The sequence below is a fragment of the Streptomyces albospinus genome, assembly GCF_014648695.1.
GTDB lineage: Bacteria > Actinomycetota > Actinomycetes > Streptomycetales > Streptomycetaceae > Streptomyces > Streptomyces albospinus.
The window spans coordinates 146,407-163,983 of sequence record NZ_BMRP01000011.1; the positions used below are offsets into that span (position 1 = coordinate 146,407).

Below are 17,577 nucleotides of genomic sequence, written 5' to 3' on the forward strand. Positions count from 1 at the left end.
GCCCCTCAGGCCGCCCGCCGTTCCGCGTATTCGGGGATTTCGGCCATCGGCGGACGCTCCTCGGTGTCCACGTCCGTCGTCCGCGGTACGAAGCCGTCCTCGCCGCGGTCGAACTGGGTGAGCCGGGGGCGCACCAAGTGCCCCCGGGTCAGCCGGAGTTGGGCGGTCCGGTAGATCGCCGCGGCCATCCGCCCGAGAGCCTGTCCGCCCTGGTGGCGGTGCTTGCGGACCCCCACGTCCACCTGCGCCAGCGCGTCCAGGCCGACGGTGTGCAGCGCGTCCACCAGGAGGCCCAGCTCGACCCCGTAGCCGACGGGGAACGGCAGCCGCTCCAGGAGCGAGCGGCGGGCCGCGTACTCGCCGCCCAGCGGCTGCACGAAGCCGGCCAGCTGCGGCCAGTGCAGATTCAGCAGCGGCCGGGCTACCAGCTCGGTCACCCGGCCACCCTGCTCACCCCCGGCGGGACCCCCTGCCCGGCCGGCCGCCTCCGGCCCGGCCCCGGTCTCCAGCGGCCGGTCGTACATCGCCTTGACGAACTGGATCTCCGGATCGGTCAGCAGCGGGCCGACGATCCCGGAGACGAAATCGGCGGAGAACTCCCGCAGGTCGGCGTCGACGAAGCAGACGATGTCGCCGCTGGTGACCAGGAGGGAGCGCCACAGGACCTCCCCCTTGCCGGGCACCGCCGGAATCCGGGGCAGCACGGTGTCCCGGTGGACGACCCGGGCGCCGGCCGCGGCGGCGACCTCGGCGGTGCGATCGGTGGAGCCCGAGTCCAGCACCACCAGCTCATCGACCAGCGGGACGCCGCCGGTCATCAGCTCGGCCCGGATCGTTGACACGATGGCGCCGACCGTGGCCTCCTCGTCGAGCGCGGGCAGCACCACGCTGACCGTTCGGCCCGTCTGGCGCTTGACCTCCAGCAGCTGCTCCAGCGGCCGGTCCGCGGCGGACCAGGAGCGGCTGCCGAGCCAGCGCTCCACCTCTTCCAGCACGTCTACGACTCTCCTCGATGGGCGCTCCTGGGGCGACCGCTGTGATCCATCTCGCGGTTCGGACGACTATCTCAACCGTCAGCGCCTTCGGTTACAGTCTTGAACAACGCGTACGGCCCTCGCATGTCGGGGTCGTCGCGCCACAAACGCCTGGGTCCGCCCAGCGCCATACCGCTCATCCAGAGGGGCAGAGGGATACGGCCCGTTGAAGCCCCGGCAACCCTCCAGTCGGTCTCCGCCGCAGCACGCACTGCGCGCGAGGCTCCCGGCTAGGGAAGGTGCCAAATCCGTCTCACGGCGAGATGCGTCGTGAGGAAGATGAGGAGAAAGGGCCTCGCCTCCATGGCTGTGCAAGTCACCGAATCCACTCCCTCTGTCGCTCTGGGCCCCGCCGTCGCGCTCTCCTGCCGCGAGTGCGGGCAGCGCTTCGACCTCGGCCCGATCTTCGCGTGCCAGGAGTGTTTCGGCCCGCTCGAAGTCGCCTACGAGCTGCCGACCGGCGACCCCGAGGGGCTGAAGAAGCGGATCGAAGCCGGCCCCGACAACATCTGGCGCTACGCCCCGCTGCTCCCCGTCCCCGCGGACGTGGCCGACAAGCCCAACCTCAACCCCGGCTTCACCAAGCTCGTCAAGGCCGACCGGCTCGCCGCCGAACTGGGCGTCACCGGCGGCCTGTACGTGAAGGACGACTCCGGCAACCCGACCCACTCCTTCAAGGACCGGGTCGTCGCGATCGCCGTCGAGGCCGCCCGCGCCTTCGGCTTCACTACCCTCTCCTGCTCCTCGACCGGCAACCTGGCCGGCGCGGTCGGCGCCGCGGCGCGCCGCGCGGGCTTCGAGTCCTGCGTCTTCATCCCGCACGACCTGGAGGCCGGCAAGGTCGTGATGGCCGCGGTCTACGGCGGCGACCTGGTCGGCATCGAGGGCAACTACGACGACGTCAACCGCTTCTGCTCGGAGCTCATCGGCGACCCGCTGGGCGAGGGCTGGGGCTTCGTCAACGTCAACCTCCGCCCGTACTACGGCGAGGGCTCCAAGACGCTGGCCTACGAGATCTGCGAGCAGCTGGGCTGGCGGCTGCCGGACCAGATCGTCATCCCGATCGCCTCCGGCTCGCAGCTCACCAAGATCGACAAGGGGCTCAAGGAGCTGATCGCCCTCGGCCTCGTCGAGGACCGGCCGTACAAGATCTTCGGTGCGCAGGCCGAGGGCTGCTCGCCGGTGTCGGCCGCCTTCAAGGCCGGGCACGACGTCGTACGGCCGCAGAAGCCGAACACCATCGCCAAGTCCCTGGCGATCGGCAACCCGGCCGACGGTCCGTACGTGCTCGACATCGCGCGCCGTACGGGCGGTGCCGTCGAGGACGTCGACGACGAGCAGATCGTGGACGCGATCAAGCTGCTGGCGCGCGCCGAGGGGATCTTCGCGGAGACCGCGGGCGGGGTGACCGTCGGTGTGACCAGGAAGCTCATCGAGGACGGCGTGCTCGACCCGTCGCTGACCACGGTCGTGCTGAACACCGGTGACGGCCTGAAGACCCTCGACGCCGTCGCCTCCGGTCCCACGGCCACCATCCGCCCCGACCTGGACGCGTTCCGCGCGGCGGGCCTGGCCGGCTGAGCCCGCTTCCGCCCCTACGCTGCCGCCGGGCAGCCCCGACAGTCGTACCCCGCACCCGCTGGAAGGCAGAACCATGAGCGTCAAGGTCCGCATCCCCACCATCCTCCGTACGTACACCGGCGGCGCGGCCGAGGTGGCCGCCGAGGGCGCGACCCTCTCCGAGGTGATCGCCGACCTGGAGAAGAACCACCAGGGCATCGCGGCCCGTGTGCTGGACGACGCGGGCAAGCTCCGCCGGTTCGTGAACGTCTACGTCAATGACGACGACGTCCGCTTCGAGCAGGGTCTGGAGACCCCGACTCCAGACGGTGCGGGCGTGTCGATCATTCCCGCGGTCGCCGGAGGCTGCTGAGCGGGTTGGCGTAAATAGCGGCTAATTTGCGCCAAGTCTTGCCTTGCTTGACCGAAATTGCCCCGTCCGGCATAAACGGACGGGGCAATTCCGCGTTGTGAAAGGGGATACCATTGAGGCGATCCCCCTCGGCTTATCTCCGCGCGCGTGCCGAACGCATATGAGACCGCGGTGAGTTGTGCCCAAACTGTGTGCGGCTTTTGTCACTTACGCGGCTTATTTCCGGCCCGAGTTGCGCCGGAATATTGGGACTTCCGGTCATATTGCCGATTCACCGCCGCCAGAATTCTCGTCCGATTGACCTGTTGCGCTGGGCATCGGTCCAGATACATTCAGCGGCGGTCGACGCGTTCCGGCGCACACCCCACGGGCCTTTCGCGGGGTGAGGTCTGACCCGGGTCCGCGGAGTGCGGTCCTGTGCAAGGGCCAGTAATAGGGGAGTTAGGCATGGCTCAGGGCACCGTCAAGTGGTTCAACGCGGAGAAGGGGTACGGCTTCATCGCGGTCGACGGTGGTGCGGATGTATTCGTCCACTACAGCGCGATCCAGATGGACGGTTACCGCACCCTTGAGGAGGGTCAGCGAGTCGAATTCGAGATCTCGCAGGGCCAGAAGGGGCCGCAGGCGGACATGGTTCGGGTCAGCGCCTGAGGCGGCGACCGACTGCGCAGCGTCGGGAAGGCCCGCACCCCTCAAGGGGTGCGGGCCTTTCTGCTGCCTCCCGGCCGCCGCCCGCCGGCGTACGCGTGCCCCGGGCGCGCGCCGCGGGCCCCCGTGCGCGGGTCCGGGGGCGCGCACGGCGCACGGCCGGGGCGGGGTGGGCGCACGAGGTGGGCTCGGGAGTGTGGAGGGACCGGTGGGCGCTTGCACTCGACAGGGTCGAGTGCTAATCATTGCGTTAGCACTCTCCCCTTGAGAGTGCTGAATATGGACCGGGTCGGTGAGGCCCGCAGGCCGGGTGGGGCAAGGAACCACAAGGCATGCAGGCCGTCCGTCGCGGGCGCCAGCGCGGTCCGAGCTTTCTCCACCCCAGTCCGGGAGGACCACTTCACATGGCCAAGATCATCGCGTTCGACGAGGAGGCGCGGCGCGGCCTTGAGCGCGGTATGAACCAGCTCGCCGACGCCGTCAAGGTCACCCTCGGCCCCAAGGGCCGCAACGTCGTCCTTGAGAAGAAGTGGGGCGCCCCCACGATCACCAACGATGGTGTCTCCATCGCCAAGGAGATCGAGCTGGAGGACCCGTACGAGAAGATCGGCGCCGAGCTGGTCAAGGAGGTCGCGAAGAAGACGGACGACGTCGCCGGTGACGGCACGACGACCGCGACCGTCCTCGCCCAGGCGCTGGTCCGCGAGGGCCTGCGCAACGTCGCCGCCGGCGCCAACCCGATGGCCCTGAAGCGCGGCATCGAGAAGGCCGTCGAGGCCGTCTCCGGTGCGCTGCTCGACCAGGCCAAGGAGATCGAGACCAAGGAGCAGATCGCCTCCACCGCGTCCATCTCCGCCGCCGACCCGCAGATCGGCGAGCTGATCGCCGAGGCCATGGACAAGGTCGGCAAGGAAGGCGTCATCACCGTCGAGGAGTCCCAGACCTTCGGTCTGGAGCTGGAGCTCACCGAGGGTATGCGCTTCGACAAGGGCTACATCTCGGCGTACTTCGCGACCGACATGGAGCGCATGGAGGCGGCGCTCGAGGACCCCTACATCCTCATCGTCAACTCCAAGATCGGCAGCGTGAAGGACCTGCTGCCGCTCCTGGAGAAGGTCATGCAGTCCGGCAAGCCGCTGCTGATCATCGCCGAGGACGTCGAGGGCGAGGCCCTGTCGACCCTGGTCGTCAACAAGATCCGTGGCACCTTCAAGTCCGTCGCCGTCAAGGCCCCGGGCTTCGGTGACCGCCGCAAGGCCATGCTCGGCGACATCGCCATCCTCACCGGTGGCACCGTCATCTCCGAGGAGGTCGGCCTCAAGCTGGAGAACGCCGGTCTCGACCTGCTCGGCCGCGCCCGCAAGGTCGTCATCACCAAGGACGAGACCACCATCGTCGACGGTGCCGGCGACAGCGAGCAGGTCCAGGGCCGGGTCAACCAGATCCGCGCCGAGATCGAGAACAGCGACTCGGACTACGACCGCGAGAAGCTCCAGGAGCGCCTCGCGAAGCTGGCCGGCGGCGTGGCCGTCATCAAGGCCGGTGCCGCGACCGAGGTCGAGCTCAAGGAGCGCAAGCACCGCATCGAGGACGCCGTTCGCAACGCGAAGGCGGCCGTCGAGGAGGGCATCGTCGCCGGTGGTGGCGTGGCCCTGCTCCAGGCTTCCTCGGTCTTCGAGAAGCTGGAGCTGGACGGCGACGAGGCCACCGGTGCCGCCGCCGTGAAGCTGGCCCTGGAGGCCCCGCTCAAGCAGATCTCCGTGAACGCTGGCCTGGAGGGTGGCGTCATCGTGGAGAAGGTGCGCAACCTGACCCCGGGCCACGGCCTGAACGCCGCGACCGGCGAGTACGTCGACATGATCGCCGAGGGCATCATCGACCCGGCCAAGGTGACGCGTTCCGCGCTCCAGAACGCCGCGTCGATCGCCGCGCTGTTCCTCACCACCGAGGCCGTCATCGCCGACAAGCCGGAGAAGGCCGCCGCGGCTGCTCCGGGCGGCATGCCGGGCGGTGACATGGACTTCTGATCGACTTCGGTTGATCACCGTCCGCTCGTTCGCCGGGGCGGTACCTCCTCTCCCAGGGGGTACCGCCCCGGCGGCGTTTTCCCCTCCTCAGGACCGGCCGGACCAGGCCGGTTGCCCTCGCCGTAGGAGACCCAGGCGGTGCCGCCGGGCAGCTGCCAGGTCTCGTCGGGGTCGGGCGCCGGTGCGGGGGCGGTCTTCGCGCCGGTGGTGAGGAGGACCGCGGCGGCGGCCTGGAGGGCCTTGATGGCCTGGTCTTCGGTGGTGCTCATGAACGTTCCCTTCCTGAGGGGGCGCGGGCGCCGGTCGCTTCGGGCGCCGGATACGTCTCGTGCCGGATACTTCGGGTGTCGGTTACTCGGCGGGTGTGACGACGGAGACCGTGGCGGCGGAGGTCTGGCCGCGGCGGTCGGTGACCGTGTAGGGGAAGGAATCGCAGCCGGAGAAGCCGGAGTTGGGGGGGGAGACGACCTTGCCGTCCCGGACGGTGGCCGTGCCGTTGGCGGGCGCAGCGACCGCGGTGACCCGAAGGCCCTGCGACGTCGCCGATCCGCCGCTGCTGTCGTCGGCCAGGACGTCGACCGTCACCGGCGCGTCCGGGCGAGCCTGGGCCGCGTCGTCGCGTGCCACGGGCTGCTGCGGGACGCGGGTGCTGCCGTAGTCGAGGACCGCGTAGGAGCCGTCTCCCCGGTCGACGAGCTGGAGGCTCTGCGGCTGCGTCCCGTTGAACGTCTGCGCGGAGATGGTCGGGCCGGCCACGGTGAGCGCCGGACCGGAGTAGGCGTTCCGGATGCCGGTGCTGCCGTCGCCCCCGTCGATCCGACGAGGGCCGCGCAGGCGACCGCTGTGCCGGTGCGCCTGCCGAGGGTGTGTGGTGCCTGAGTCATGTCGGTCGCCTCCGTGGGTTCACAGCCGGTGCGGTTCCGTTCCGGCGAGGCAATGACAGCGTGGTGGTCGCTCTCCGCACCAGGTCGTATGTGGACAGTCACGATCGTGGCTACACGGGAGCGCGATCACTGATTGACCAGGGGCGGAGGGTTGCACTCGTGAACGGGTGTTCAAGTGGTCGAAATCGGGTTGATTGCGGTCAGCGGACGAGCGTCGCTCTCGCTGACGGACACTCAAACACGGTGCTCGAATTGGCTGGATCGCGCGATCAGGGGAGCGGTTCGGCCTGTCGGGTGATGGCTGGGCGCGCAACGACCGGCTCGCCAACGTAGCGGGCATTGCGGGAGGGAACCTCGCCTTGTCAGCCCGCCCCCACCGGAACAGGACCCGCACGTGCCGAACGCCACGAGGAGCAGTGCCCGCGCACCGTACGAGCCGCACCTGGACCAGCTCGCCCCCCTGGCCGGCCGGGAGGCATGCGCGGCGGTCATGTTCGCCTCCGCCGCGCTGCTCTACAACTGGTGGCTGCTGGAATTCCTGCTGCCCACCGGGCTGGATCCCCGGCATTCCTACGTCAGCGAGCTCTACGCCGCCGACCAGCCGTTCCGCTGGCTCTTCGGCGGCCTGGAGAGCCTCTGCGCCGTGCTGGTCGTCACCGGCTCACTGCTCGCGTACCGCGCGGTACCCGGCGGCTGGGCACGCGCCGGCTGGCTGGCCATGATCGGTCAGGGCGTGTCCTCGCTGGCGGACGTCCTCCTCCCCATGGCCTGCGCACCCTCCGCGGAGCCCGGCTGCGAGGCCGTCCACCCCTGGCACACCGCCACCAGCGCCTTCGCCCACTTCTTCCTGTTCGCCTCGATGGTGCTGCTCAGCCGCGCCGCCACCGTCGAACGCCCCCGCCTGCCGCGGATCCGCCGCTGGGGTACGCGCGTCCTCGCGCTGGCGCTGCCCGCCGCCGTCCTGACGGTCGGCCCCCTCGTCGGCCACCCCGGCTGGCACGGTGTCCCGCAGCGGACGCACCTGGCCCTCGTGGGCGTGTGGTTCGCGCTGCTCTCGGCCGAGCTGGCCAGGGCGGCCAGAAGGAGCGGCCGAACGCTCCTCGGCCCCACGCGCGGAACGGTCTGACCGGCCCGAACCGTCTACGTTCTGAGCTGCCGGCTGGTCTGCGGACCGGTCTGCGGGCCGGCCTATGGATTTGGCCTATGGGCTGCTCTGCGGTCCGGAGGGCGCCGTTGCGCGTCCGATGGCGCGCAAATGCCGGACATGGGCGCGGACTTGGGCCGGTGAGGTCCGGGCCGGGCCGCGGTCCGGTGGCGCCTCGCCCCGGCAGGCGCCGCAGATCCCTCCGGGGAGCGCGGCCGGGCGCCCTGGAATTCCGCAGACCGTGCACTCCATCATCCGTAGGGGCGCGAGCGGGTCGAGAGGACCGACGGCGCCGAGGGGACTGCAAGGGCTGAAGGTGCTGTTGGGACCGAGCGGGCGGTCCCGAGCGGCTTCGACCGTCACCGGCGGCATCTTGTCGACGAGCCGGCGGTGCGCGAGCCGCCCGGGGTGGTGGATCTGCGGTGGCAGTCCGGCCGTCAGCGCGGTCAGCACCTGTTCCCGCGACGCGCCCCGCGCCAGCCACTCCTCGGCGTACGCCTCCAGGGCCGCGCAGTCCGCCGCCGAGAGCGTCATCCGCGGTTCCGCCCGGCCGAGCGCGGCGAGCAGCGCGTACGCCCGGCTGTAGGGGCGCTGCGGACGCGGCGAGGGCTCGTCCTCGGGCGGGTCCGGAGGCTCTTCCTGGGGCCCTTCGGCCGACGGCGTCCCGGCCGTCGGAACGTTCCCGGCGCGTAAGGCCGCCCACCAGGCGTCATCCCGCGGCGTCCGCGAGAAGTACGTCCGCGTCACCCATTGCTGACTGCCGTCGTCACTCATCAGGTGCTCGGTGAACTGCCGCAGATGACCCGCCTCGGACAGCCGCCGCCGTACGGTCCGCAACGCGCACTGGCCGTAGTCCGCCAGCACCTTGGCCAGCGTCTTCACGGAGATGTCCGCCCCTTCGGGCAGCCGGTCGAGGTACGCGGCGACCGACGCCTCACGGCGGGGCAGATGTGCGAAGTCGGCGGGCCGGGCAGGACGTTGGCCGGGTGCGCTGCGCTTGCCGAAACCCGGCTTCGCGAGGGGGTGGGGGAGTGCGGGGAGGTGCCGGGGAGGGCTAAAGTCTTCGTACGCCATGGGATCGTTGAGTCCGATCTTGTTGGTGCGCCATGGGATCGTTGAGTCCGATCCTGTTGGTGAGACCCCGGCCGGTGTTGGTAGCGCCTGCCGGGGTTGATTTCTTGCTGCGCACGCTAAACCGACGATACGTGGCGTGGCAAACCCGCCACGGAACGTCATCCTTCCTGGTGTGCGCGGAAGTTGCCGCGCGGGGGGCGGGTGGGTGGGTTTCTGGCCGTCCGCCCGTTCCTTGGAAGGAGGGCTCGGATCGCGAGGCTTGAGCCCCGGGGCATGGGCGATTCGCGTACGCTGCTGCGGCGATGACCGAGTTTGTCGAAGAGGTTCGCTCCCGTACCGTCCGCCTGTTGCGCATGGCCAACACGACGGACGACCGGCTGCGCAAGCAGATCGTGGCCTACGCCGACGCCACCCCGGAGCCGCCCATCATGGGCCCGCTGGGCATCGGTACGACAGGCTGCCCGCGCTGCCGCCGGACGATGTGGCAGCAGCGGGACAGCGAGGGGCCCGTCTGGGTCTGCGCGTTCTGTGGTCACGTCGAGGGAGTGACGATGCTCTGCCCGCACTGCAACGTGGCGATGAAGTCCCCCTCTCCCGGCTGGGTCGACCGGTGGTCCTGCCCGGAGTGCCCCAGGGTTGCCGCCACCGGCGACAGCGCGGAAGAGATAGAGGCCCGCGAAGCGGCACGCCTGAAAGCAGTCGAAATGCTTGACCATGCCATTGCTCTGCGTGAGACCGAGTCCGACTCCGGGTAGAACGCAGGCGGGAGGTCGGTATGGGGCAAATGATCGAGACGCGCGGATGCGGTAAGTGCCACAGCACGATGTACAAGACCGTGGAAACCGACGAGAACGGCAATCCCACCGACGAGTCGCAGTGGGTGTGCAGCAACTGCGGACACGTGGAGTAATGCCGGATGGCTGAGAACGACGTGAACTACGGCGTGGCTACGGCGTGACAGGAGCTCGTGACGCGCCCGAGCGGCGCATCACGGGCCCCTTTACTACGTGTTGGGCGGGCGGCGGCTACGGCTAACGGTCGCCGCCCGTCTCCCTTTCCTTGACGCCCGCGATGAACGTCGTCCACGCCGGCGCCCGGAACGCGAGCCCCGGGCCCTGCGGATCCTTGGAGTCGCGAACCGGAACGATGCCGGGGTGGCCGTCGGAGACTTCCAGGCAGTTGCCGCCGCTGCCGCCGCTGTACGTGGATTTGCGCCAGGCGGCTACCTCCAGGCAGTTGCCTCCATCGCCGCCGCTGTAGCTGGACTTGTGCCAGGTAGCGGTGCTCAGGTCGTACTCAGGGATGCTCTTCATGGGCGTAATCCTCCGCCGCTGATTCGATCAGGGCCAGGGATTCTTTCGGTGACAATGCGGTGGCCCCCAGGAAATCGTAGGCGAGTTGGTGCTGAGCGACGGTGGCTGGATCGTCGTGCAGCCGTCCAGTACCAAGGCCTTGGAGGTAAGCCAGCGGGGGTGCATCTTCGAAGGTCATCAGCTTGAGAGAGCCCTCAAGGGCTGCATGCGCCCCAGCACTGAACGGCAGTACCTGAACGATGGCCCGATGACGCCGGACCAAGTCTGCGATGTGGCCCAGCTGCTCGGCCATCACCCCGGGGCCACCGGCGGCTCGGCGTAGCGCCGCCTCGTCCAAGATGCACCAAACCAACGGGGTTGTTGGGCTGTCGAGCAGCCGCGTTCGATCCATTCGGTTCGCGACCAGTTCGTCGATGACGTCTTCTATTGCCGTCGGTTGGTACGCACGGAACACGACCCGTGCATACGCCGGAGTCTGAAGCAGTCCCGGGATCAGCAACTGCTCGTACTCCCTGATCTCTGTCGCAATCGCCTCCGCCTCAGCCGCCTCCGCGAAGTGGTCCGGGTACTTCGACTTCGTCGCCGCTTCGCAGTTGCGCTCGAAGTAGCCGTCCGTGTCCAGGATTTGGTCTATCTGCTGGGCGATGTCGATGTGCATGTGCCGGGTGCCCGCCTCCAACTGGCCGATGAAGGAGCCGCTGACGAAGAGGCGGTTGCCGAGTTCCTCCTGCGTGAGTTCGGCCTTCTCGCGCTGGTGGCGTAATTCGGCGCCGGGCATGGCACGGGGCGATGAGGACGGATCGAGGGGTTTTGGTGCGGGCATCGCAGCAACTCCCTGGTGGAACGGAACGGTTGTTGGGTCTGCGCCTCTGTCCAGGTTGGACCGGTTGCCGCCACGCTGTGTGCATAGCGAAGAACGCTCGGTGCGGAAGGTGATGGTGGGAGTGCTCACGGCGAGTGAGAGGGTGCAGGCGGCCGAGCAGGTCACGGCGGAACTGGACAGCGCGCTGCGAGCGGTGGGGGTGACCCTGCCCTCGCTGTGCGTGGATCCGGTCTCGGCGGCCAGTACGTTCATGGCGCCGCTGGTGGAACTGGGGCGGTGCAACGTGGAGACCGCCCGGCGGTTGGCCGAGGTCCTCGCGGAGTACGCGCAGGGCGCCGCATACGGGCACGACGGGCACGGCCCGGAGGGGCGGCAGCGGTGATTCCGGCGGCCGGCAGCTATGCGATGGACGGGCGTGACGGGCGGATCGGGCGGGTGAGCGGCCACCGGGGGCCGTTCGTGCAGCTCCGGCCGCCCGGCGGTGGCGCGGAGTGGAACTGCCCGCCCGGTCTGCTGCGGGGAGTTCCGCGGTTCGCCGCGCTCGCGGCCCGGCTGCGGGACTTGAACTGGCAGAGCAGCCGGATTCCGTGACTGGCGAGTGCGCAACTCCTGGCATTCGGTGGATCGTTGGCCGTAGGGGAGGTGCTACCCGGCGTCGGGGAGCGGCGCGCGGGTGCCGTCCGAACTCCCCGGATGGGGGACGGTCGGCGCCGCCGTGTCCGCTTCCCCGGCCGCCGGTGCCGGGGCTGTGCACTGCGGGGCGGCGTCCAGGTCCGTACGCATCTGTCGGCTGAAGCCGAAGAAGTACGTGGCGACGAAGCCGACCGCATAGCCGATGACGAGGCCGAGGGCATAGACGGCGACCGTGGTGCCGAGCGGGTGGTTGCCCTTGATCAGGGGGAACAGGGCCAAGCCGGAGGGGCCGATGGCGGTGGAGCCGACCGCGTCGCCGAGCTGGTTGAAGAGGCCGACGACGCCGCCGCCGAACGCGCCGCCGACGCAGGCGGTGATGAAGGGGCGGCCCAGGGGGAGCGAGACGCCGTAGATCAGGGGCTCGCCGACGCCCAGGAAGCCCGCAGCGAGGGCGGACTTGATCGTCGTACGGATCGAGCGGTTGCGGGGGAGGCGGACGTAGACGGCCAGGGCGGCGCCCACCTGGCCCGCGCCGGCCATGGCGAGGATCGGCAGGAGGACCGTATAGCCCTGTTGTTGGATGAGGGTGGTGTGGATGGGGATGAGGGCCTGATGGAGGCCCAGCATGACCAGGGGGAGGAAGAGGCCGCCGAGGATGAAGCCGGCGACGGCGCCGCCGTGGGCGAGCAGCCAGGTGGCGGACGACCCGATGGCGGTGGAGGCCTCGCCCGCCGCGTACATCAGGCCGAAGACGGTGACCAGGCCGGTCAGGAGGACGGTGAGGGTGGGGGTGAGGAGGACGTCCAGGGCCTCCGGGATCCATCTGCGGAGCCGGCCTTCCAACTGTGCGGCCAGGAGGGCGGCGGCGAGTGCACCGAGGACGCCGCCCTGGCCTGGGGAGAGCTTCTGGCCGAAGGCGGTGATGTGGGCGACGCCCGGGAAGACGATGATCGCGGCGACCGCGCCGCCGAGGACGGGCGTACCGCCGAACTCCTTCGCGGTGTTGTAGCCGACGAAGACCGCGATCAGCGACATGAAGCCGGAGGCGATGGCGGTGAGGGCCGGGACGAGGGCGGGGAGCCAACCGGCGTTCGCCAGCAGGCCGTTGACCCCCGCGATGATGCCGCAGCCGATCAGGGCGGGGATGAGCGGGACGAAGATGTTGGCGATGCGGCGGAGGAACAGCTTGACGGGCGTGGCGTTGCGGGCCTTCTGGCGGGCCTTGAGGGCAGCGCCTTGCGCGGCCAGCTCGGCGGCGGTGGTGGTTGGGGTGGGCGCGGGTTGCCGGGGGGCCTCCGGTCCGGCTTGCGGGCCGGATTGCGCTGCGGGGTGTGGTTCGGTCGGTGGTTCCGGTTGCGGGGTGGGGGCGCTGTCGTCGGCTGCGAGGCGTTCCAGTTCGGGGGTGACCCGGGCGACCGTGCCGGGACCGAGCACGATCTGGTAGGTGTCGTCCTCGACCACGCCCAGCACGGCCGGGAGCGCCTTCAGGGCCTCGTCCTGGACCAGGGAGCGGTCCCGGATGTCCAGGCGGAGGCGGGTCATGCAGTGGGCGATGGAGGTGATGTTCCGGGCGCCGCCGACGAGGGGGAGGATCGCGGCGGCAGTGGCGCGGTTCTTGTCTTCGGTCATGTGCGGCGCCTTGTTTGTGTATGGCGGGCTGTCGGTGATCCTTGACGTGACGTCAGTTGGCTTGGGAGGCGGACTGGAGGGCGGCGCGCAGGTGGCCGCGAGAGGTGTGGAGGAGGCGGGCGGCCTGCCGGCCGTCGACACCGCCGAGGAGAACGAGAATGGCGTTCTTCACCTCGCCGTCCGCCTCGGCGAGAGCGGCCTCGATCTCCAGGTCGGTGGCACCCGTCGCGAGCGCGACGATGCGGCGCGAACGGGCCCGCAGCTTCTCGTTGGAGGCGCGGACATCGACCATCAGATTCCCGTAGGTCTTGCCGAGCCGGATCATGGTGATGGTCGAGAGCATGTTGAGGACGAGCTTCTGGGCCGTGCCCGCCTTGAGGCGGGTGGAGCCCGTCAGCAGCTCCGGGCCCACGACGATCTCGATGCCGTGCTCCGCGGCTGCGGCGAGCGCGGAATCGGCGTTGCAGGAAAGGCCGATGGTCAGCGCGCCGATGGCGCGGGCGTGCTCGACGGCGCCGACGGCATACGGCGTACGGCCGGAGGCGGAGATACCGACGACCGTGTCGCGGTCGGCGACGGCGATCGCGGTCAGGTCCTCGACCGCGAGCTCCTTGCTGTCCTCGGCGCCCTCGACCGCCGAAACCATCGCGGACGGACCGCCCGCGATGAGGCCGAGGACCTCGGCGGGGTCGGTGTTGAACGTGGGCGGGCACTCGCTCGCATCCAGGACACCGAGCCGGCCGGCCGTACCGGCGCCGGCGTAGATCAGCCGGCCGCCGCGGGTCATACGGGCGGCGGTGGCATCGATGGCGGCGGCGATCTCGGGGAGGCGGTCGGCAACCGCGGCGGGGACGGAGGCGTCCTCACCGTTCATCGTGCGGGCGATCTCCAACGTGGAACGGCGGTCGATGTCCGCGAGATCGGGCCGGAACGCTTCCGTGGTGAGGCCGTCCAACTGGGTCCGGAGTCTTGTGTAGTTGGGGTCGTGGGCAGCGGGGCTGGTCATGACTGGCGGCTCTCTTCGTGCGTGCGGGGAGGACGGAGGGGCGGCCGGTGCCCGCGACGGGTCAGTGGCCGGTGCGGGGGGAGTGACGGTGGGCCAGCGCCTCGTAGGAGGCGGAGAGCGCCGGGGCGGCGGTCTCGTACGTGCGCTGCGCCACGCCTATGAAGAGGCAGTCCACCACCAGGAGTTGACTGGTCCGCGAGGACATCGCGGCGGGACGGAGCTCGCTCTCGCGGGCCGTGGACGTCGTCAGGATGTGGTCGGCGTACGCGGCGATCTCGCCGTCCGGGCGGCCGGTGATGGCAATGGTCGTCGCACCGTGGTCGAACGCCACCCGCAGGGGCTCTATGACGTCGGTGGTCCGGCCGGAGTGGGTGATCGCGATGGCGACATCGCGGGCCCGCATCTGCACGGCGTTGGTCACGGCGAGGTGCGGGTCCGAGTGCGCATGCGCGATCAGGCCGATGCGGAGCAGCTTCTGCACCAGATCCTGGGCGACGAGGTTGGAGGCCCCTATGCCGTACACATCGATCCGGCGGGCCGCGGAGAGGGCGGCAACGGCCGCTTCGAGCTGGGTGACGTCCAGCGCGGCGGCGGTGTCGGCCAGACACTGCCGCTCCTCTTGCGCGAGCTTGGCGACGACGTCGATGAGGGAGTCGTCGACCGCTATATCCGCGGTCACCGCGGGCGCGCTGCCGGCCGCCTGCTGCGCGGCGAGCGCGGCCAGCGCCAGGCGCAGATCGCGATAGCCGGGATAGCCGAGCAGCCGGGAGGTCCGGACGACGGTGGCTTCGCTGGTGCCGGTGCGCTCGGCGAGGCCGGTGACGGTGAGGGCGGCGCAGCCGGCGGGGTCGCCCGCGACGGCCTCCGCGACACGCTGCATGGAACGGGTCATCGTCGGGGCGAGGGTGCGGACCTTGGCGGCCAGTGCCGCGGGCACGGGCGGCGCCGGAGCCGATCTGCTCGCGGGGTGGATGTCGGGCCGGATGTCCGGCCGGGTCTCGGGTCGGTTCTCGGGGTGGGTCTTGGTGGACTCGTCTTTGAAAGTTTCCTTCACTCCGCTGCTCATGGCTGAAAAGTAATTTCAGCGCGCCGGTGCGTCAATACCCTCCGTGAAGCCTGTGGACAGTTGCGAGGGCGGCTCGGCGGCACCTGTGGATAACTTCGACCGGTCGCGCGGACCGCGAGAGAATGTGTGCATGGAGCTGGAGCAGGCATTGCATACCGCGCGAGCGCTGGTGCTCGCAGATCTGATCGCGGACGAGGTCGCGGACGCCGACATCGTCTCGCTCGTCGAGGACGCGGTCTCCCACCGCCGGTGGTGGGTGGAGCAGTGGCCTGACGGCGCGGCGTTCCTCGCCGGGCTGATAGCGCAGGACGTACAGGACGCGCTGTTGGAACGGTACGGGCGCTGGCCGCTGTGTCCGGTGTGCATCGAGTCCGGTGATCCCCATGCGCTGGACGTGGAACCGGAGTTGGGGCCGGATCCGCACTGGGTGTGCCCGAAGACGGCGGTGGCGGTGGCCCCCGTCGGGCGGCTCCGCACGCCGGCGGAGGGATGAGGTGGCGATCTATATAGATCCGCCCACGTGGCCGGGACACGGAAGGATGTGGTCACACCTGGTGAGTGATCGCTCGTTCGACGAGCTGCATCGCTTCGCGGCTGAAATCGGCGCGCCGCCGCGGGCGTTCGAGCGCGACCACTACGACCTGCCGGCAGAGCGCTATGGGGACGCGGTGCGGGCGGGAGCCGTAGAGGTCGGGTCCAAGGAACTGGTCCGGCGACTGACGGAGGCAGGGCTGCGACGCCCCAAGGGACGCCGACGCCCTGAGGGACGCCCTGGAGCGTAGCGACCGGCCGGACGTGGGGGCCGCGTGGGGACCAGGTGGGGACCACTTGGGGGAGGCGGGGGCGGGAGTAGGGGCGTGGGGTGGGTGGGGGGGAGGGGAGGGCCCCGAGGCCGGAGTGCTGCGCGCCCAGCGGCCGTGGTCCCGCGTCTGCGGTCCGGGTGCTGGGCGCGCCGATGGTGAGCGTCAGTGCTGGTCTGCGGCTTCCCGGGTGGGGGCGGTGGGTGCGGGGGTGGAGGAGGCGATCACGCGGGAGCCGGCCGTGGCGCGGTGGATGCGGAAGGCGACGGCCGTGGTGGCGACGGCTACGGCTGCCAGGGCCGCGCCCGTCCAGGCGACGGCCGGGTAGCCCCAGCCCGCGCTGATGGCCAGGCCGCCCAGCCAGGGGCCGAGGGTGTTGCCGACGTTGAAGGCGGCGGTGGTGGTGGCGCCGGCGAGGGTCGGGGCGGCGTTCGCGACGTTGAACATCCGGGCGTTGAGGGCCGGCGCGGTGGTGAACGCGGTGACGCCGAGCATGAGGGAGAGGCCCACGGCGGCGACCGGGCTGTGCGCGGTCAGCGCCAGGATGGCCAGTACGGCCGTGGAGGCCGAGATTCCGGCGAAGAGCGTGCCGAAGAGGTGCGCATCGGCGATCCGCCCGCCGATGAACGTACCGATCAGCGCGCCGACACCGAAGAGCGCCAGCACCGTCGGGACCCAGCTCTCGGCGAGGCCGGCGGTTTCGGTGAGGAGCGGGGAGAGGTACGAGAAGAGGGCGAAGACAGCGGCGCCGTTCATGGCGGTGGCGATCAGCGCCAGCCAGACCTGCTTGTCCTTGTAGATGCTCAGCTCGCGGCGGAGCTGCGGGCGGTCCTCGCCGGTCGGGACCGCCGTGTACGGAACGAGGGCGATGACGCCGACGAGGCCGATCGCGGAGAGGGCGGCCACTGCCCAGAAGGCGGCGCGCCAGCCGGCGTGCTGGCCGAGCAGGGCGCCGGCGGGGACGCCGGCGATGTTGGCGATGCTCAGACCGCCGACCATGACGGCCATGGCGCGGGCGCGCGCGGTGACCGGTACGAGCGATACCGCCACCGCCGCGCCGACCGCCCAGAAGCCCGCGCAGGCGAGTGCGCTGATGACGCGGGAGACGAAGAGGACGGCGTAGGACGGGGACAGGGCGCCTGCCGCCTGGCCCAGTCCGAAGACGGCGAGCAGGGCGATGAGGGTGGTGCGGCGGGGGAGGCGGAGGGTTGCGGCGGCCAGTACGGGGGCGCCGACGACCATGCCGATGGCGAAGGCGGAGACCAGCAGCCCGGCTTGCGGGATGGAGACCTGAAGGTCCCTGGCCAGGGGCTGGAGGATGCCGGAGAGCATGAACTCGGAGGTACCGAGGGCAAAGACCGAGAGCCCCAGGACGTAGACGGATATGGGCAGGCGGGAGCGGTCGGCTGGTGCTGGCATGTCAGGTACTAACCGTCTTTGGGCTGCTTACATTCCCGGGAAGCCCTCGGGGTTTCCCGAGGGCTTCCAGGGACTTCATGAGGGGCTTCCGGGAGCGTCCCGAGTGACCGACGCTTCCGGCCGTCGGACACTTCCGCGTGTGCC

Annotated in this window: 21 protein-coding genes and 1 riboswitch; of the genes, 11 read left to right on the plus strand and 10 right to left on the minus strand. The window is 70.3% G+C overall.

What is annotated here, in order from left to right; all coding sequences use genetic code 11:
• Positions 1–5: 5 nt before the first annotated feature.
• Positions 6–995 carry a glucosyl-3-phosphoglycerate synthase gene (locus IEZ17_RS17475; protein ID WP_189301125.1) on the minus strand — a complete coding sequence of 330 codons (990 nt, stop codon included), beginning with the start codon at positions 993–995 and terminating at the stop codon, positions 6–8.
• A gap of 172 nt (positions 996–1,167) precedes the next feature.
• A riboswitch (SAM riboswitch) is annotated at positions 1,168–1,320 on the plus strand.
• A 17-nt stretch (positions 1,321–1,337) separates the two neighbouring features.
• On the opposite strand from IEZ17_RS17475, the gene thrC reads away from it, so the two are divergent.
• The 4 genes from thrC to groL all read left to right on the plus strand — a co-directional run bounded on the left by thrC (position 1,338) and on the right by groL (position 5,642).
• Positions 1,338–2,615 carry a threonine synthase gene (thrC, locus tag IEZ17_RS17480; protein ID WP_189301127.1) on the plus strand — a complete coding sequence of 426 codons (1,278 nt, stop codon included), beginning with the start codon at positions 1,338–1,340 and terminating at the stop codon, positions 2,613–2,615.
• 73 nt (positions 2,616–2,688) lie between these two features.
• Positions 2,689–2,967 carry a MoaD/ThiS family protein gene (locus IEZ17_RS17485; RefSeq protein WP_189301129.1) on the plus strand — a complete coding sequence of 93 codons (279 nt, stop codon included), beginning with the start codon at positions 2,689–2,691 and terminating at the stop codon, positions 2,965–2,967.
• A 447-nt stretch (positions 2,968–3,414) separates the two neighbouring features.
• On the plus strand, positions 3,415–3,618 hold the full coding sequence (locus tag IEZ17_RS17490) for a cold-shock protein (RefSeq protein WP_010035953.1): 204 nt from the start codon (positions 3,415–3,417) through the stop codon (positions 3,616–3,618).
• A gap of 401 nt (positions 3,619–4,019) precedes the next feature.
• The gene (gene groL, locus IEZ17_RS17495) at positions 4,020–5,642 is read left to right on the plus strand and encodes a chaperonin GroEL (protein ID WP_159508576.1); all 1,623 of its coding nucleotides are present in this window, start codon (positions 4,020–4,022) and stop codon (positions 5,640–5,642) included.
• 14 nt (positions 5,643–5,656) lie between these two features.
• On the opposite strand, the gene IEZ17_RS17500 is transcribed toward groL, so the two are convergent.
• Complete coding sequence (locus tag IEZ17_RS17500; protein ID WP_189301131.1) at positions 5,657–5,911, minus strand: hypothetical protein; 255 nt, start codon at positions 5,909–5,911, stop codon at positions 5,657–5,659.
• Positions 5,912–5,993: 82 nt separating this feature from the next.
• Positions 5,994–6,398: an Ig-like domain-containing protein gene (locus IEZ17_RS17505; RefSeq protein ID WP_189301133.1), complete on the minus strand. Its 405-nt coding sequence runs from the start codon at positions 6,396–6,398 to the stop codon at positions 5,994–5,996.
• A 522-nt stretch (positions 6,399–6,920) separates the two neighbouring features.
• Between IEZ17_RS17505 and IEZ17_RS17510 the strand changes: the two genes are divergently transcribed.
• Positions 6,921–7,652, plus strand: coding sequence for a DUF998 domain-containing protein (locus IEZ17_RS17510; RefSeq protein WP_229852342.1), 732 nt, complete (start codon positions 6,921–6,923; stop codon positions 7,650–7,652).
• Positions 7,653–7,727: 75 nt separating this feature from the next.
• Here the strand turns inward: IEZ17_RS17510 and IEZ17_RS17515 are convergent, their stop codons facing one another.
• Positions 7,728–8,744, minus strand: a complete 1,017-nt coding sequence (locus IEZ17_RS17515; protein WP_189301135.1) for a hypothetical protein — start codon at positions 8,742–8,744, stop codon at positions 7,728–7,730.
• A gap of 302 nt (positions 8,745–9,046) precedes the next feature.
• Here IEZ17_RS17515 and IEZ17_RS42450 point away from each other — a divergent pair, with 302 nt between their 5' ends.
• Both IEZ17_RS42450 and IEZ17_RS43870 read left to right on the plus strand, forming a co-directional pair.
• Positions 9,047–9,499, plus strand: coding sequence for a hypothetical protein (locus IEZ17_RS42450; RefSeq protein ID WP_229852343.1), 453 nt, complete (start codon positions 9,047–9,049; stop codon positions 9,497–9,499).
• A 20-nt stretch (positions 9,500–9,519) separates the two neighbouring features.
• The gene (locus IEZ17_RS43870) at positions 9,520–9,654 is read left to right on the plus strand and encodes a hypothetical protein (RefSeq protein ID WP_268249828.1); all 135 of its coding nucleotides are present in this window, start codon (positions 9,520–9,522) and stop codon (positions 9,652–9,654) included.
• Positions 9,655–9,775: 121 nt separating this feature from the next.
• Here IEZ17_RS43870 and IEZ17_RS17525 read toward each other — a convergent pair whose 3' ends face one another.
• Complete coding sequence (locus IEZ17_RS17525) at positions 9,776–10,057, minus strand: DUF397 domain-containing protein (protein ID WP_189301136.1); 282 nt, start codon at positions 10,055–10,057, stop codon at positions 9,776–9,778.
• Complete coding sequence (locus IEZ17_RS17530) at positions 10,041–10,880, minus strand: helix-turn-helix domain-containing protein (RefSeq protein WP_189301276.1); 840 nt, start codon at positions 10,878–10,880, stop codon at positions 10,041–10,043. Before IEZ17_RS17530 ends, IEZ17_RS17525 begins: the two co-directional genes overlap by 17 nt.
• 112 nt (positions 10,881–10,992) lie before the next feature.
• On the opposite strand from IEZ17_RS17530, the gene IEZ17_RS17535 reads away from it, so the two are divergent.
• Positions 10,993–11,262, plus strand: coding sequence for a hypothetical protein (locus tag IEZ17_RS17535; protein ID WP_189301138.1), 270 nt, complete (start codon positions 10,993–10,995; stop codon positions 11,260–11,262).
• A 23-nt stretch (positions 11,263–11,285) separates the two neighbouring features.
• Positions 11,286–11,471: a hypothetical protein gene (locus IEZ17_RS17540; RefSeq protein WP_189301278.1), complete on the plus strand. Its 186-nt coding sequence runs from the start codon at positions 11,286–11,288 to the stop codon at positions 11,469–11,471.
• A gap of 54 nt (positions 11,472–11,525) precedes the next feature.
• Here the strand turns inward: IEZ17_RS17540 and IEZ17_RS17545 are convergent, their stop codons facing one another.
• From IEZ17_RS17545 to IEZ17_RS17555, 3 genes are all read right to left on the minus strand, one after another.
• On the minus strand, positions 11,526–13,142 hold the full coding sequence (locus tag IEZ17_RS17545; protein ID WP_189301140.1) for a PTS transporter subunit EIIC: 1,617 nt from the start codon (positions 13,140–13,142) through the stop codon (positions 11,526–11,528).
• Positions 13,143–13,194: 52 nt separating this feature from the next.
• The gene (gene murQ / locus IEZ17_RS17550) at positions 13,195–14,148 is read right to left on the minus strand and encodes an N-acetylmuramic acid 6-phosphate etherase (protein ID WP_189301142.1); all 954 of its coding nucleotides are present in this window, start codon (positions 14,146–14,148) and stop codon (positions 13,195–13,197) included.
• A gap of 61 nt (positions 14,149–14,209) precedes the next feature.
• A complete protein-coding gene (locus IEZ17_RS17555; RefSeq protein WP_229852346.1) occupies positions 14,210–15,214 on the minus strand; it encodes a MurR/RpiR family transcriptional regulator in 1,005 nt (334 codons plus the stop codon).
• 130 nt (positions 15,215–15,344) lie between these two features.
• Here IEZ17_RS17555 and IEZ17_RS17560 point away from each other — a divergent pair, with 130 nt between their 5' ends.
• On the plus strand, positions 15,345–15,707 hold the full coding sequence (locus IEZ17_RS17560) for a DUF8819 family protein (RefSeq protein WP_189301144.1): 363 nt from the start codon (positions 15,345–15,347) through the stop codon (positions 15,705–15,707).
• Position 15,708: 1 nt separating this feature from the next.
• Positions 15,709–15,996: a DUF4031 domain-containing protein gene (locus IEZ17_RS17565; protein WP_189301146.1), complete on the plus strand. Its 288-nt coding sequence runs from the start codon at positions 15,709–15,711 to the stop codon at positions 15,994–15,996.
• A gap of 183 nt (positions 15,997–16,179) precedes the next feature.
• On the opposite strand, the gene IEZ17_RS17570 is transcribed toward IEZ17_RS17565, so the two are convergent.
• A complete protein-coding gene (locus IEZ17_RS17570; protein WP_189301148.1) occupies positions 16,180–17,433 on the minus strand; it encodes a Cmx/CmrA family chloramphenicol efflux MFS transporter in 1,254 nt (417 codons plus the stop codon).
• Positions 17,434–17,577 lie beyond the last annotated feature (144 nt).